This window comes from Bdellovibrio sp. SBM16 (genome assembly GCF_056175625.1).
Window position 1 is genome coordinate 203,087 of record NZ_JBJKJG010000005.1, and the last position, 14,956, is coordinate 218,042.

At 45.3% G+C, this 14,956-nt stretch carries 11 protein-coding genes; 4 read left to right on the forward strand and 7 right to left on the reverse strand.

All coding sequences use genetic code 11. From position 1 onward, the window contains the following. Positions 1–53 precede the first annotated feature (53 nt). Positions 54–707, forward strand: coding sequence for an O-methyltransferase (locus AC04MM_RS06545; RefSeq protein WP_475379528.1), 654 nt, complete (start codon positions 54–56; stop codon positions 705–707). Between the two features lie 155 nt (positions 708–862). Beyond that, positions 863–2,581: an ABC transporter ATP-binding protein gene (locus AC04MM_RS06550; protein WP_475379529.1), complete on the forward strand. Its 1,719-nt coding sequence runs from the start codon at positions 863–865 to the stop codon at positions 2,579–2,581. Here the strand turns inward: AC04MM_RS06550 and AC04MM_RS06555 are convergent. The 3 genes from AC04MM_RS06555 to AC04MM_RS06565 form a co-directional block, all read right to left on the reverse strand. Beyond that, entirely contained in the window at positions 2,578–3,330 is a 753-nt protein-coding gene (locus AC04MM_RS06555) for a TMEM53 family protein (RefSeq protein WP_475379530.1), read from the reverse strand. The genes AC04MM_RS06550 and AC04MM_RS06555 overlap by 4 nt on opposite strands. A gap of 6 nt (positions 3,331–3,336) precedes the next feature. Next, the gene (locus AC04MM_RS06560) at positions 3,337–6,144 is read right to left on the reverse strand and encodes a thiamine pyrophosphate-dependent enzyme (protein ID WP_475379531.1); all 2,808 of its coding nucleotides are present in this window, start codon (positions 6,142–6,144) and stop codon (positions 3,337–3,339) included. Between the two features lie 139 nt (positions 6,145–6,283). Next, positions 6,284–7,165: an energy transducer TonB family protein gene (locus tag AC04MM_RS06565; RefSeq protein WP_475379532.1), complete on the reverse strand. Its 882-nt coding sequence runs from the start codon at positions 7,163–7,165 to the stop codon at positions 6,284–6,286. A 234-nt stretch (positions 7,166–7,399) separates the two neighbouring features. Between AC04MM_RS06565 and AC04MM_RS06570 the strand changes: the two genes are divergently transcribed. Then, the gene (locus AC04MM_RS06570) at positions 7,400–8,125 is read left to right on the forward strand and encodes a Stp1/IreP family PP2C-type Ser/Thr phosphatase (protein ID WP_475379533.1); all 726 of its coding nucleotides are present in this window, start codon (positions 7,400–7,402) and stop codon (positions 8,123–8,125) included. 1 nt (position 8,126) lies between these two features. Then, complete coding sequence (locus tag AC04MM_RS06575) at positions 8,127–9,131, forward strand: M23 family metallopeptidase (RefSeq protein ID WP_475379534.1); 1,005 nt, start codon at positions 8,127–8,129, stop codon at positions 9,129–9,131. 37 nt (positions 9,132–9,168) lie between these two features. Here AC04MM_RS06575 and AC04MM_RS06580 read toward each other — a convergent pair whose 3' ends face one another. From AC04MM_RS06580 to AC04MM_RS06595, 4 genes are all read right to left on the reverse strand, one after another. Next, entirely contained in the window at positions 9,169–10,191 is a 1,023-nt protein-coding gene (locus AC04MM_RS06580) for a hypothetical protein (RefSeq protein ID WP_475379535.1), read from the reverse strand. Positions 10,192–10,275: 84 nt separating this feature from the next. Further along, complete coding sequence (locus tag AC04MM_RS06585; protein ID WP_475379536.1) at positions 10,276–10,407, reverse strand: hypothetical protein; 132 nt, start codon at positions 10,405–10,407, stop codon at positions 10,276–10,278. A 14-nt stretch (positions 10,408–10,421) separates the two neighbouring features. Beyond that, positions 10,422–13,493, reverse strand: coding sequence for an efflux RND transporter permease subunit (locus tag AC04MM_RS06590; protein WP_475379537.1), 3,072 nt, complete (start codon positions 13,491–13,493; stop codon positions 10,422–10,424). Continuing rightward, a complete protein-coding gene (locus tag AC04MM_RS06595; protein WP_475379538.1) occupies positions 13,490–14,905 on the reverse strand; it encodes a TolC family protein in 1,416 nt (471 codons plus the stop codon). Before AC04MM_RS06595 ends, AC04MM_RS06590 begins: the two co-directional genes overlap by 4 nt. Positions 14,906–14,956: the final 51 nt, after the last annotated feature.

Consider the following 14,956-nt stretch of genomic DNA (forward strand, 5'->3'; position numbering starts at 1 on the left):
TGCGCTGGCGTTGTCATTTTGCATTCAGCCGCAAAACCAGATACATTGTGTGCATGAGAAAAGAAACACAGCCCGCTTATGAATATATTGAAAACTGCTATCCGCGCGAAAACGAGCAGATGCAGCTTTCACGCAAATTTGCCGATCAACTCGGGCTGGGCGGGATCTCGGTTTCGCAGACCGAAGCGCATTTAATGGGATTTTTAGTAGGACTTATTAAACCGAAAAAAGTTGTCGAGATCGGCACCCTAACCGGGCTATCTTGTCAGTATTTTCTTAAGTCATTACAGCCAGATGGCATGGTGTACACGTTAGAAAAGTCTAACGAGCATATAGCCCTGGCCAGCCAGGCTTTGCAGCCGTGGATTGCTAAAAGCCAATGCCAGATCATAGCCGGTGATGCCCGCGAAGAGCTGCCAAAACTAAGCTCCCAAGGGCCGTTTGATGCGATCTTTATTGACGGCAATAAAGCAGCTTATAAAGACTACTGGTTGTGGGCAAAAAGTAATATCCGCAGCGGCGGAATGATTTTAATCGATAACGTGTTTTTAGCCGGCGCTGTGTGGGGTGATACCTCGAAGCAAAAATTCAGCGATAAACAAATTCAGACCGTAAAAGCGATGACGGCGGATGTGTTTGCGAGTGCAGATTTCACCGCAAGTTTTGTTCCGACCGAAGAGGGTTTGATCTTGGCGGTTAAGAAGTAGACTTTTTTGCATTTTTTGCCTAGTAAGTGGGTCATTCTTTTATCTAAAATGATTAATTTAGTGGCAAAAATAAACCGACGGAACCAGCGGCCTGAGAGAGGGTGTTTCTGCGGTTTTTGAATTACCTAGCCCGAGATTTAGTGTATGGTCGTCGCATGAGTACGAATAATATCATTGAAGTAAAAGACTTAGCTGTAGATTTCCATACCGACGATGGCGTTGTACACGCTGTGAAAAAAATTTCGTTTAGTATTCCAAAAGGTAAAACAGTAGGTCTTGTTGGTGAGTCAGGATCAGGAAAAAGTATCACATCATTGGCGATCATGCGTCTTATTGATAAGCCGGGTAAAATCAGTTCTGGTGAAATTTTATTTGAAGGTAAAAACCTGTTAAATTTTTCTGAACCGCAAATGCGCGATATTCGTGGCGCGAAAATTTCGATGATCTTCCAAGAGCCGATGACTTCACTAAATCCGGTGTTAACCGTGGCTGATCAAATCACCGAAACTTTAATGTTGCACGAAGGTTTAACGAAAGAAAAAGCTCTAGAGCGTGCTTTAGAATTATTAAAGCTGGTCGGTATCCCGCATCCTGAAGAGCGTTTGTATTTTTACCCGCACAAGTTCAGCGGTGGTCAGCGCCAACGTGTGATGATTGCAATGGCGATTGCTTGTAATCCTGATGTGCTTATCTGTGATGAGCCGACAACGGCACTTGATGTGACGATTCAAAAGCAAATTTTAGATTTATTGGCAGATCTGCAAAAACGCACTGGCATGAGTTTATTGTTTATCACACATGACCTGGGTGTTGTTGCCGACATCGCCGATGAAGTGATCGTCATGAACAAAGGCGTAATCGTTGAACAAAACAACGCTAAAGAAATTTTTAATAATCCACAACACCCGTACACCAAAGGTTTGTTAGCTTGCCGTCCTTCGTTATCGAGCGACGCTTACCGTTTGCCGGTACTAAGTGATTTCATGGGAGCAGACGGAGAAGTGCTGGCAGGACCAAGAGTTAAGGTCAGTGAGCCAATGGGTGTACCGCAAGGCGGAGTTAAAACTGAAGAGACTGTGCTTTTACAGGTTAACGACTTACACACCCACTTTGCCCATCACGGTGGTTTGTTTGGCCGTGTACAGGGTTGGACAAAGGCTGTTGACGGCGTAAGTTTCTCTCTTAAAAAAGGTAAAACTTTAGGTCTGGTCGGTGAGTCAGGCTGTGGTAAGACGACGTTAGGCAGAACTTTAATGCGTCTTGAAGAATCAACCAAAGGTCAGATTATCTATGAAGGTCAGGATATCACCAAACTTTCTGCGCGCGAGATGCTGCCGATCCGTAAAAAAATGCAGATTATTTTCCAGGATCCGTATGCTTCGTTAAATCCGCGTATGACTATCGGTTCGATCTTGATGGAGCCGATGTTGGTGCATGACTTAGGTGACAGTGATAAACAGCGCAGACAAACCGCAGAAGAGATGATCACCAAAGTAGGTCTATCACCGGCGGTCATGAACCGTTACCCACATGAGTTCTCGGGCGGTCAGCGTCAGCGTATCAGTATTGCAAGAGCGCTAATGGTTAAGCCAGAATTTATCGTGTGTGATGAATCAGTATCGGCATTAGACGTATCAATCCAGGCGCAGATTTTAAATTTACTTTTAGATTTACAGGATGAGTTTAATTTATCTTACATTTTTATCTCGCACGATTTGTCAGTGGTAAAATTTATTTCTGATGACGTTGCGGTTATGTACGGCGGTAAGATCGTTGAGATGAATACGGCTGATAATATCTACCACAACCCACAGCACGCCTATACACAAAAATTATTGAGTGCGATCCCTAAGGGAACTCCTAAAGGGCTTTAGTGTCGAAACTGATTTAAAAAATCTTCGACACCGGGTTTGTATTCACTGGGAAAATCACGCAAGCCGTTCAAGTGGCCGGCTTCTGGCAGAGATAGTTTTTTCCAGTTTAGTTTTTTCTGATGATCAAAAACTTTGTCGATATCCTGTGGGCTGATTAGTTTATCGCGCCAGCCGCGGATAGATAACAGCGGAAATCCTTCCGGAAAAGTTTCTAAATCGTGGCGGATATCCTGGTTTAATTTAGGGCTCCAGCCAAAGGCTACGACTGGTGTGCCGATAAGTTTCAGCGGCAGGCTTTCAACGCCGATCTGTTCTTGCAGCAGCATATATGATGACTGAAAGAAATTGCCGGCACCGGGGCCGCTGTCGCAAATCATGGCGATCACGTCGTTTTTACCCTGTTGTAAACGGCGGCTATGCGCTTCGATCGCACAGCCGGCTACATTTGAAAACGCAAAAATAATTTTAGTTTTATATTCTGAAACCAAATCTAAGTGCTGGCCGATCTGGTCAGCGATTACATGCTTCATGCCGAATTTTTTTGTGGATTTAGAAAAAGGAACAAAGCCGTGATCTTTTAAATCGTCTTTAAGATTAAACGCGTAAGCATCAAAGCCAAGTTCGTTCACAAAATCAATATGGCGGCGTAAGGCTTTTTTGTGGCCTTTAAAAAAGTGAGCGAAAAAAACCAGATGTTCTGATTTTTTTTCGCTCGCTTTAAATAACTCACCTTTGTCAGGAAAACTCATTACAAACTAGTGCTTCTGATTCTGTGTCTTAGAAGGCCATAGCTCTGTCCAGTGCGGGCGTTGTTCGCCTGCGGCTGTAGCTTGAGCAGTTTCTTCCATCGTAGTTTTATTTACGATCACTTTTTCTAAGGCTGTTTCAGATAACACTTTACCGCAGGCTTCAACAACCGCTTCAGCATCGATCTGATGGAAGTGGTAGATTTCAACCGGACGGCCGCACTTAGAGTGTTTGCGTACAGCGCATGACTCGTGTCTTACGCCTACGATAGAACCTAAGTTATCAAGTAAGCCCGGCTCACCGTCGTGAACTGATACGATAGGAACGCGACGGCCAGAAGCCATCACCAGATCTGCTGAACCAACGTCACCTTGGCGGTTTAAGTATAAATCAGCGGTGATGCCTAATTCATTGCGAAGATAGTTGTAGTCATTTTCATGAGCTAAAATACCGCATAATAAATCAGGTGACGTGACCACGATCACGTTAGCATAGATACCACGGGCCAATAGGTCTTCTGAAGCTTTGATTGCTTCAGTTGTTAACGAACCCATTGAGAAGATGTTAACTACGTTGTCACCCGGTTCATAACCAGCGTAGCCGCGGTAGTCGATTAGGTAATAAGCGCCTTTTAAAACTTCTTCGCGGATAACTGCGTGGATTTCCGCTTCAGATTTAGCCGGAACCTCTTCTTCGTTTACGCCGCCAGCAACCGGAAATTCAGCGCGCGCTAATTTCGCTTCAGGATTGGCTTTGAAGCGTAATTGTTTATTTAAGTATTTGTTCATGTCTTTTTGCTCAGCACCGCGAGTAACTAAGCGAAGCAATGTGCCGTTACGGCCAGCGTTGTCTAATAGCAAGTGACGTTTGAACGTGTCACATAAGATCCAATCAAGCTCTAAGCAGAAGAATGGCTCCCAGGTAATTTGACCTGGGATCTGGAAGTCAGATTTCCAACCGTGCTGAGCACCTTCAGGTGAAAGTGTCACGCCCGATGGCGTACCCACGCAGATGAACGATGATTTCCAGTATAAGTTATAGAAATACTGATCGAGCGCACGTTTGATAAAGAAATCGTACACCGTCATAAGTGGCATGATAGGAACGCCTAAGGTGTCGCGGATACGACCGAACGAACCCACGCAGGACATGACGTTACCTTCAGCGATTTCAAAACGTAAGAAACGATCTGATTCTTCTTCGCCAGGAACTAAGTCAGGCAACTTTGTATCTTTAACGCCGAATTCAGCTTCAACGTCGTGAACTGTTGGAGCCCCGAAGATCTTACCATCCATCGCTGGATTAAGATTTGTCGAGGTTCCTACATCCGGTGCCATTGTCATGAATAGTTCGCCGGCCAATTTCCAACGTTTTTCAAAGTCATTTAATTTTGCAATGTCAGCATTTGCGATACGGGTTAATTTTGCTGTTAACTGGCCAAGCATCCATTGGGTGTGCGGGTAGCTCGCCATTTTTGTATTGATATCTAATTTTTCCGGAAAGCCGCCGATTTTTTCGAATTCTTGAGCGAAGAAATTTTTATTTTTTTCTTTTAAAGCGTTTTGCGCTTTGATTTCAGAATATAATTTTTCGCCACGGGCAGCTAAGTATTTACCTTCAGCAGATTTAGGATCAAAGCCTGCGAATAAAGTATCGCCTTTGATACCTTGCTTAGCGCGCAACTCGTCCATCTCTTCTTGGGTATTTAAAGCCGAGTGGTTACCAGGTTGGGCGGCCATTTTTAAGCCCCAGCCTTTTAACGTGTGAACGATGATGATCGTAGGTTTGCGCTTTGATTCTTTTGATTTTAACATCGCTTCAGCGATTTGAATCATATCGTGACCACCGAAATCACGTAAAGCTTCATATAATTCTTCAGCCGATACTCCGTCTAAGAATTTTTTGATTTGCGGATGATCTTTCACCATGCCGGCTTTTAAGGTTTTCGGATCTTGGATCAGCAAGAACGCCTGTAATTCGTAATCAAATAATTCGTGCTCTAAGAATTTTTTAAAAGTATCGCCACCAGGTTTTTTGAAAAGAGCTAAACGTTTTGAACCGTGACGGACCTGGATAACTTCCCAGCCGTTGGCAGCCATTGATTTTTCGATCCGGTCAGCATCAGTGCCTTCCATGATTTTTTGATTCACGATACGGTGGCCATCAAGTGATTGACGGTTGTAATCGACCATCCAGGTTAGGTTTCCGATTTCACGCTCAGCAAAATCAGGTACAGCTTCGTACATCGAGCCTTCGCGGAATTCAGAGTCGCCTGATAAAGCCCAGAAGTGAGCATCTGGCACATCGTAGTTGTGTTCTTTAGCAAAGCGGTAGGCTAAGGCCATGTAACCGGCCTGAACCGGTGGGATGCCCACGGTACCCGACGGGAAGAAGTTGTGGTGATCAGAATCGTAGGTTGAGTGGTAAGACTGGAAAACCGGTTCGCCGTTTTTCGAATACTTACGTAAACCCATCATTGCTGTGTTTTTTTCTTCTTCAGAAAGTTTAGATAAATCAGATTTTAAGAATAAATCTAAAAGGTAGTTGTACGAGTGATCGGTGGGTGAGGCGTGCGGCTTGTTTGCGATGTGGTCAAAGCCGGATTTTACGATCAAGTGTAATGCGCCCATGATATGTAAAGCAGAAGCTGAAGCGGATTGGTGGCCGCCGATTTTTGGATCGCCTTTATCTTTTTCGCGGATGTTCGCTTGGAAAATCATTTGCGTCGCTAAGTAATGCGCGCGTTTAGCGATGCTGTCTAACGTGTCTTTATTCAGATCTTTTAGATCCTTCAAAGTGATTTCTTTTCCTGACATTTTAGTGGTTCCTTCGTGCAGGGTTTTACTTACTTTTTTTAGATGTATAGAGATAAAACTTATTCAATTTAGAGTAAAGACTTTATTTGCTCTGGCGCTGCAGATTGTTCATTTTTTGCTTTAGTTGTTTTGCCGGCTTCTAGGACTCCACCACGAAGTCCCAGCGGATCTTAATAGTCCCGTCGTTCTCTAGCATCCCTTTAGGGGGATTAGGGAACGGGGCTGCCTGTCTAAAGGCTTCTACGGCGGCCTCATCGAGGTCACGAACCCCAGATTCACCAATGACCTGTACTTTGACTAACGTGCCGGCGTCGTTAAGCACAATGATCAATTTAGTGACTTTGTTGTTCGAATCAGAGGCAATTGTTCTACCTTGTGTCATAAGGCGTGATACTTTTTGTTTCACCTCTGGTTGCCAGAATTGGTTCAGCTGCGTTTTGATGCGCTGATAGTAACCATAGTATTTATACTCTTTGGTATTCAATTGGGTCTTTAAACTTTGCTCAACATGCTCAAGTTTATCGGTCGAAGTGGCTTCGCTACCGCGCTGATTTCCGTTTTGTGCGGTTTGTGAGTAATCCTGTTGTTTACCGTTAAAGTCGGCTTTACCGTTGTTGGCTTTTTTCGCCATCGCATCGTAGGCATTAAATTTTTCACCGAATAAAGAAGGCTGTGATTTTTTTAAAGCCTTCATCGGTTTTTTTTCTGCCTGTTGCGCGTTTTTAAAAGTTTCACCGGTTTTGGCGATAGTCTCTTTTTCGACAGTATTATTTTTTGCACTTAGATATTTAGCATTTTCATTTAACTGTTCGTTGGCCGTTTTTTCATCGGTCTCAACGATCTGGGCAGGTTCTTTTTTATCCTGGATGACTTGTTCGGTTTCTTCTGGCGTCAACAGCACTACTTCAACCGGTGCGAAATGGTGTTGGATTTTTGGCAAGACAAAAACTACAGCTGCTAGCCCGATGTGGATCGCGATAGACAGTGTGATAAAAATTTTAAGGCGACTATTCGTTTTCATATCGACCTTTGTTTTGTTTTGCTGACGTCGTTTCGTCTGACATCAGATAGTTAAGCAAATCTCTTACTAGACTATCGGAGGTAAGACGCCTGAAATTGAGCTTTAGGTGATGACCTTTCGTCTAATTTTTGAAGAACTGGACCAGAGTCCAGATTGTGGTCCAGTGTCACCATTGGTTTAGGTTTAATTTGAGCCGTTTGACTCGGAAAGTAATCGTTACGACAATGTATAAAGATGAGATTTCAATGTTGGTGTTTAACAGATAAAGGCCTAAAGCGTTCCGGCAATCAGGATTCTTTTTTAATAGATGAACGGATTGGTGTTTTCGTCGTTGCAGATGGCGTTGGTGGTCATATGGGGGGCGAGGTCGCTTCTGCCCTGGCAGTCGAAACTGTACGAGAAGTTTTGGGACATCCCAAAGCGATGGAATTTTCGCCGCGCGAAGTATTGATGCAGGCATACCAAGAGGCCTCACACCGTATTTTTGACCGAGCAGCACAGGAACCCAAACTGAACGGCATGGGAACAACCATGGTGCTGGGTTATTTGCGTGATTCAAAACTGTATATTGCCAATGTCGGCGATAGCCGCTGTTATTTGTACCGCAAACCTTATGTGTGGCAACTTACCGAAGACCACTCGTTGATTAATGAACAGATTCGCTTGGGATTTTTAACCGAAGAGAAAGCCAAACAGACCATCGGAAAAAACGTGATCACCAGATCAGTCGGTTTCGAGCGGGATGTTTATCCGGATATTTTAGAGCGTGAAGTTTCACCGGGCGATATTTTCTTGATGTGCTCAGACGGGCTGACGGGAATGATCACCGATCAGCAGATGTGCCAGATTTTTAATGAAAATCCGCCTGAAAAAACCACGACGTTGTTTATTCAGGAGGCATTAGCTCATGGCGGTGATGACAACGTTACGGTTCTTGTGTTGAACTTTAGCGAAACATAAAATGAGCGAACCACGAAAACAGATTACACTTTATTTTGTTACCAGCAACGAAAGCGAAACTAAAAAAATCAGCTTGCCGGTTTCCTATTTTAAAATCTCGTTATTTTTCGTTGGGTTGTTTGTCGTTTTATTAATGGCCGGTTTTATCGATTACTTCGGATTACTGGCGCAGTCGTTAGAAAATAAAAAATTAAAACTGGAAAACATCGAACTTAAAAATCAGTTTCAGGTCGTTGAAGCCAAGCTGGATTCATTGCAATCGGCGATGGACCGGGTGACCAATGTTTCAAACAAATTAAAACTAATCACCGATGTGCAGTTGAAAGACCGTCCGGAGAAATTAAATTTTCCGGCAGCGCAGGTGAGCGATACCAGAGTGGATGACCCGGTTCCGCGCATGAGTCTTGATGATATGGAAAAAGACGATCCGGTTATTCCGACAGAGACACCGTTAAACCCGATGAAGGGTGAAGTGGCCTCAGAAAAATCAACTGCCAATTACGCATCGCTGGTTATCCGTATCGATCAGGCCGTTAAAGATTCAAACCTAAAAGAACAATCGGTCATCGAACTGTGGGAACTTTTATCTGACCGCCAGAGTTTACTGGCCGCAACTCCGAGTATTCAGCCGGCCCGCGGTCCGATCGGTTCACGTTTTGGTTATCGTATTGACCCGATCAACGGCCGCCAGAAAATGCATGCCGGCCTTGATATAACCGCACCTCCGGGCACACCGGTACGTGCACCGGCCGACGGGATTGTGAGCTTTGCCGGTTGGGATGACCAGTTCGGTAAGTTGGTTTCAATTGATCACGGCTATGGGGTACTTACGCGATTTGCGCATAACTCGCAGATTTTCGTGCAGGTGGGACAAAAAGTTTCACGCTATGACGTGATTGCTGCCGTCGGAAGTACCGGCCGTTCAACAGGGCCGCATCTGCATTATGAAGTGCGTGTCAACGGTATCGCGGTTAATCCTGCCAACTACGTCTTAGATAACGATTAAAAGGTGCCAGGCCTTTTTTGCTACACTTAAATTAGATTTAATAAACAAACTCACTGCCAAAGGTTAAACCGCTGGTTTTCATATTACTATCGTCATCAGCGTAGTAGGCGCTGACGGTTGAGCGTAAGGTATTGGTCAGCCACGAAAACCCGGCAGAGAAATAATTTCCCTGATTGCCGAAATCATAAGACAGGCCGGTCATGAACTGCATTTTATTTGAAAATTTAAGTCTATAACCGAATGTTTGAAAGTGTTCAAATTTATTATCCCGGTCGTCTGTTTCTGTAAAGCGCGAATCGGTCAGAAATTCGTGGTCTCCAGCACTAAAGCTATGACCTAGAGTTAAGATCTGCGTGTTGAAACTTCCGCTTTCTTCAATTTGTCCCATGGACTGGCCCGTAGAAAAGGTATTAGTGTTTTTGTCGTAGTAATAATAAGCGCCGGATTGTTCGAATTTGTCGTAAACTTTCAGACCTTGCGATTCATACTTATAACCAAAACGGTAGTGGCTGCCAAACTGGTGAATGCCGCCAAAACCGATAAATACATTGCCCTTTTTTTCTAACATCTGAACATCAATGCCGCTGGCAATAGTGCCATCGTTTGCATCCTGACTTAGGTTTACACTTTGTTCTTTAATGCGCAGGCCGAGTTGAAAGCCGAAAGGAAAATCCCTGAAAGCAAAAGCGTATCCAAGCGTATAATGATCTACCCGGATGTGAGCCATTCGCGAGCCAGAGGGGATTGCTGAGGTTACGCGTGAATCCAGTGAAATCTGGTTGGCCAGCGAAAATTCGTGAACGAACGAATCAAACGCATGAATGCTGGAAAGGTAATTCGGGGCAAATTTTGTAGAGTTGAAGGTTCCGCCTTCGTCAGAAGTTTTAAAAGACGACAGGGTGGTGCCCGTTAGGCTGAAATAGCTGTTTTGTCGTTCAGAAAGTAAGGCAGGATTGTAGTGCGAAGGCGCCGAAGATTCAGTAATGGCGACACCACTGTTGCCAAGAGCTGATTCGCGTAAGCCCACTCCAATTTGCGCGTGGGCCGTTATGGTGATCATGCTCAGAAATAAACTATATTTTAAAGATTTACCAATCATGCAGTCTCAAGTCTTCATGAGATTGCATGATTGGGCAAATTAATATTAACGGGCGCGCTCAGTTGCAGTGGCGCGCGATGCATCGCCGCCATTTGACGACGATCCGGTCGTCGCACAGCCGGTGATGAAAGATGCCATCAAGAAAGTTACCATTAAGAAGACCACGCGTTTGTTCATATAAACCTCCCTGTTTATGTGTTGATTTCGTCGCGGCTCGTAGATTCAAGTTTTGAAAGCAGCAGATACAAGCTTGGTACCACAAACAACGTAAAGACCGTTGATACAATGGTACCGCCGATGATCACAAGGCCCATCGGGGTTCTTGTCTCTTGTCCGATGCTGTCGCCCACGGCTAACGGAATGGCGGCGGCAATCGTTGCGACCGAAGTCATTAGGATCGGACGCAGACGAATCGGGCAGGCTTTAGTTAAAGCCTGCAAAATATTTGCTTCGCCTTCATTGCGGACATGGTTGGTAAATTCGACCAGCAAGATCGAATTCTTTTTGGCGATACCCATTAACACCACCAAACCGATGTAGCTAAAAAGATTTAACGATTGGTTTGTACCCCATAAGATCAACATCGCGCCGGTCACACTAAACGGCAGGGCCGCTAAGATCGAGATCGGGTGAATGAAGGAGTTAAACTGAACCGCTAAAATCATATATGCCACTAAAATCCCTAAGATCAGAGCCGTTGTCAGACTCTTAAAGCTCTCTGTTAGACCCGCAGCAGCGCCCTCCAGGTTAAAAGAATATCCCTCAGGTAAAACTTCTTTAGCGATTTGTTCGGCGCGGGTTAAAACTTCGCCCTGGCCTTTGCCCGGGGCCGGCTGGCCGTAAATACCGATGGCCCGTTGGCGGTTTAAGCGGGTGATGCTCTGGTAGGTTTCGTTGTTTTCGGTGGTCACCAGTTCTGATAACGGCACCCGCAAACCGAAGCTGTTTCTGACTTCGATTTTTTCGATATCCTTCGCATCCGTAACTTTGTCATCCGGTAGTTTGACGCGGATATCGTACCTGCGGCCATCAGAAGTGATCTGGCTTGAGCGCACGCCGGCCACTGTCGCCGTCAGTGTTCTTGCGACCGAGTCAATCGCCACACCTTTGGTGGCCATTACCTCACGGTCGGGGCGGATTAAAAACTCGGGTAACCCTAATTTAAAATCGGTGTCGAGTTCTGCGGTCATGCCCTCTTTTTCAAGTCTATCAATGATCTCTTTTGATTTCTCATTTAAGGTGTTGAGATTTGGTCCTCGTAAGTTAAACGAGATCGGATCCTGCCGGCCCGAAGTCAAGCCGCGCGAAGAGTTATCACGCATTGAAATACGCACACCCTTAACCGCGCCTAATTCTTTACGCAATTCTTTCATTATATCCAGGTGGGTTTCGCTGCGTGTTTCCCGCGGTTTTAGATAGAGCGGCATCGAAATGCTGTTGGTACCGCCACCGCCAAAGCCGCTGCCGACAGAGACGAAAAAGCGGTCGATGTATTTGTTCGTCTTTATAATATTTTCGATCTCCATTGCTTTTTCATAGGTGCGGTCAATCGAAGTACCGGTCGGCGTTTGTGCGCTTAATATAATAATATTCTGATCCTGCTGCGGGACAAACTCCTGCTTCACGAATTTAACGAGAAACATCGAAACCACAAAAAGTAAGGTTGAAACGACGACGACCGTTTTTGCGTAGGATAAGGTTACATGCAGAACTTTCTGATACATTTCTGCAGCTTTATGAAAAAGATTTTCTAAATAGGTTTCGAACTTTGATTCATGATTTGCCGTCTTCATAAACAAAGCCGCACGCATTGGTGTGACGGTCACCGCTTCAAGTAACGATAACATCACCGCAGCCGACATTGTCACACCGAACTGAAAGAAGAATTTGCCGGTAATGCCGCTCATAAAAACAACCGGCAAGAACACGGCGACAACAGCTAAGGTTGCGGCGGTAGCGGCCGGCAAGATTTCCATCGAGCCGTCGTAAGCAGCCTGTGCAGCGGATTTTCCCATGCGGTAATGGCGCACGATATTTTCGAGCAACATGATCGCATCATCGACAACGATTGAGATCGAAAGCGTCAGTGCTAACAGGGTGAACAAATTTAACGTAAATCCCGAAAAGTATAATATCGTAAGTGTTCCGATAATCGAAGTCGGGATCGAGAATAAAATATTTACTGCCGCCTGAATGCTTCCCAGAAATAAAAAACACACTAAGATCGTGACGATCGCCGCACCAATCAGTTTATACACAGTTGTATCCACAACCGCTTTGGTTGATTCAGTAAAGTCGATATTGACGATCAGGTTATATTCTTTGGGTAAGCTTGATTTAAGTTTTTCGACCTGGGCGCGGACTTTTTCGCTCAGTTCGACTTCGTTACTGCCGCGCTGTTTGCGGACCGCGATCGTGATAGCTTCTTTGCCATCAGCTTTAGCACGTCGGCGGATATCACTTAAACCATCTTCGATTAAGGCCATGTCGCTCAGTTTGTAAGTGCGGTCCTGAATAAGTTGGCCGCCGCGGCGAAGAATGCGGATATTTCCTACCTCTTGGGCTGTGGTCGCTTCACCCAGCCAACGCACACGGTATTCTTTTTTATCATCTGCAAACTGCCCGGCAGCCGATTCTAAATGTTGCGACTGAATGGTGTCTAATATATCGACCACGGTCAGATCGGCGCGTTTTAGTTTTTCTAAATCCGGCCAGACACGTAAGTTGCGCGAGCTAAAGCCACCGACATCGACTTCACCGATCCCCGGAATAAAACGAAACTGGTCTAAGAGATAATTTTCGGTCCATTGCAGGGTTTCGCGCAAAGGTTTCTCTGTAGTTACGGCGATGAACATAATCGGTGACTCTTCGGGATTTCGTTTTCTGATGACGGGAGGATCAACGTCTTCAGGTAAACGCACCTGGCTAACCGCGGTCTGCACTTCCTGCAAAGCCACATCGACATTTCGGTCGATATCAAACGTTAAGGTGACGTTACCGCTTCCCTGGCGGGCTGAGGCACGCATCTCTTCAATGCCTTCGATAGATAACAGGGCCTGCTCAATCGGATCTAAAATTTCGGCTTCGACTACTTCAGGCGAGGCCCCATCATAACTGACTGAAATACTTAATACCGGAAAATCCACATCGGGCATTTGGCTCACGCCCAGGCGGTTAAAGCTGATAGCTCCGAAAATAATCAAGGCCGACATAACAATCCAGGCAAAGACCGGGCGGCGGATTGAAAGACTGATCAAATTCATAAATCACTTCCTGCAGCCACGAATAATCTAAGCTGACTGATCAGTTTTTGCTGCTGTGATAATAATCGGTAAAGGCGCAGTTCGCTTTCGGCAGCATCAATTTCAAAGGTGGTCATCTGCAAGGTAGTGGTGCGGCCCTGTTGAAAGCGCCGTTGTTCGGCCCGCAATTTCTGTGACTGCACATCAAATAAGTTTTTGGCAATTTTAATCTGTTCTTCGATATTGATAAGATTTCTTTGTAATTCATCCCACGAATTTTCTGACTGGCGTTGGGCGGCCATTGATCGGTATTTTGCAGCTTCAGCGGCTTTCGCAGATGCTTTTCGCTGGCTGGCTTTACTGTTGCCATCTAATAACATTGAAAATGTTAGGCCCACTTTTTGTTCGGCATGGTTTTCTTCGATAGCCCGGTCCCAGGACGGGTCAAATTTATCGGCAATACCATTTGAAGTGTAGCTGGCAAACACACTTAAATCAGGGCGCAACGAATCTTCATCCTGCAGGGCTTCGAAGGAATTCTGCAGCGCTTTTTGTTCTATAGCGAATGTATCCAAGCGGATTTTTTTTTCTTTAAATTGTTCTTTGCGGGCAGACGTGAGTACGCTCATTTGTCCGGAGCTCAGATCAGTGGATTTGTATTCTACACCGGGCACCAACTGTTCGAGGTTTTTTTGTTTGCTGGTAAGATCGTTTTCAACAATCGTTAAATCCAGTTTTCGCTGGGCAAGCAGCGCCTGAACCTGCAATAGATCCGTGCGTTCAGCGGCAAACTGGCGCACCCGGCGCGAAGCCCAGGATTCCAAAGTTTGACTGCGTTTGACGTTATCTTTTCTGATCGCCAGTTCTTTTTCGGCCAACACTAAATCCCAGTAAGCGTTTTCGACTGATATTAAAAAATTCTGGCGCTCAAATTCAAGCGATGCTTTTCGGCTTAACAGCTCGTGCTGTTCAGCCTTGTGGCGTAAGCGGGTATTTCTGCCGAACGAGTTCTGCCACAGTGATTGTGAAAGCTGAACCTGCCACTGCGCCGTGTTTCTTTCTGCGAAGTTGTCATCTTTGCCAAGCTGAGTGTGATCGGCGGCGACTAAAAGTTCTGTTCCGGTGGCAAACGGTTTAACTAAAGATAATCCGAACAAGCTTGAAGTGCCTTCGCGGGTAAGGCTACCGGGCACCTCGCGCTTGTCCTTGAAATAGGATAACTCAGCATTAAGTCTGGTTGAAAGCTCAAGATCACGGGCTTTGATTTCGTGCTCTAAACTTTCGATTGAAGACTCTAAACTTTTTAAACTATCGGATTTTGCCGTCGCCTGCGCGATAATGCTATCCAGATTTGAAACCGGCGACGGTGTTTGGGCAAAAACTAGGGAGGGAGCGACAAGAATTACGACTAGATATATCCGAAGGTTTTTCATACACGTTTGACGACGCAGATGAGAAAAAAGTTCAGAAATTTTTATAAAAAT

What these genes read in the sequence shown, in the direction of transcription:
- AC04MM_RS06545 (WP_475379528.1), top strand. Translation starts at nt 54, where the DNA reads ATGAGAAAAGAAACACAGCCCGCTTATGAATATATTGAAAACTGCTAT.
- AC04MM_RS06550 (WP_475379529.1), top strand. Translation starts at nt 863, where the DNA reads ATGAGTACGAATAATATCATTGAAGTAAAAGACTTAGCTGTAGATTTC.
- AC04MM_RS06555 (WP_475379530.1), bottom strand. Translation starts at nt 3,330, where the DNA reads ATGAGTTTTCCTGACAAAGGTGAGTTATTTAAAGCGAGCGAAAAAAAA.
- AC04MM_RS06560 (WP_475379531.1), bottom strand. Translation starts at nt 6,144, where the DNA reads ATGTCAGGAAAAGAAATCACTTTGAAGGATCTAAAAGATCTGAATAAA.
- AC04MM_RS06565 (WP_475379532.1), bottom strand. Translation starts at nt 7,165, where the DNA reads ATGAAAACGAATAGTCGCCTTAAAATTTTTATCACACTGTCTATCGCG.
- AC04MM_RS06570 (WP_475379533.1), top strand. Translation starts at nt 7,400, where the DNA reads ATGAGATTTCAATGTTGGTGTTTAACAGATAAAGGCCTAAAGCGTTCC.
- AC04MM_RS06575 (WP_475379534.1), top strand. Translation starts at nt 8,127, where the DNA reads ATGAGCGAACCACGAAAACAGATTACACTTTATTTTGTTACCAGCAAC.
- AC04MM_RS06580 (WP_475379535.1), bottom strand. Translation starts at nt 10,191, where the DNA reads ATGATCACCATAACGGCCCACGCGCAAATTGGAGTGGGCTTACGCGAA.
- AC04MM_RS06585 (WP_475379536.1), bottom strand. Translation starts at nt 10,407, where the DNA reads ATGAACAAACGCGTGGTCTTCTTAATGGTAACTTTCTTGATGGCATCT.
- AC04MM_RS06590 (WP_475379537.1), bottom strand. Translation starts at nt 13,493, where the DNA reads ATGAATTTGATCAGTCTTTCAATCCGCCGCCCGGTCTTTGCCTGGATT.
- AC04MM_RS06595 (WP_475379538.1), bottom strand. Translation starts at nt 14,905, where the DNA reads ATGAAAAACCTTCGGATATATCTAGTCGTAATTCTTGTCGCTCCCTCC.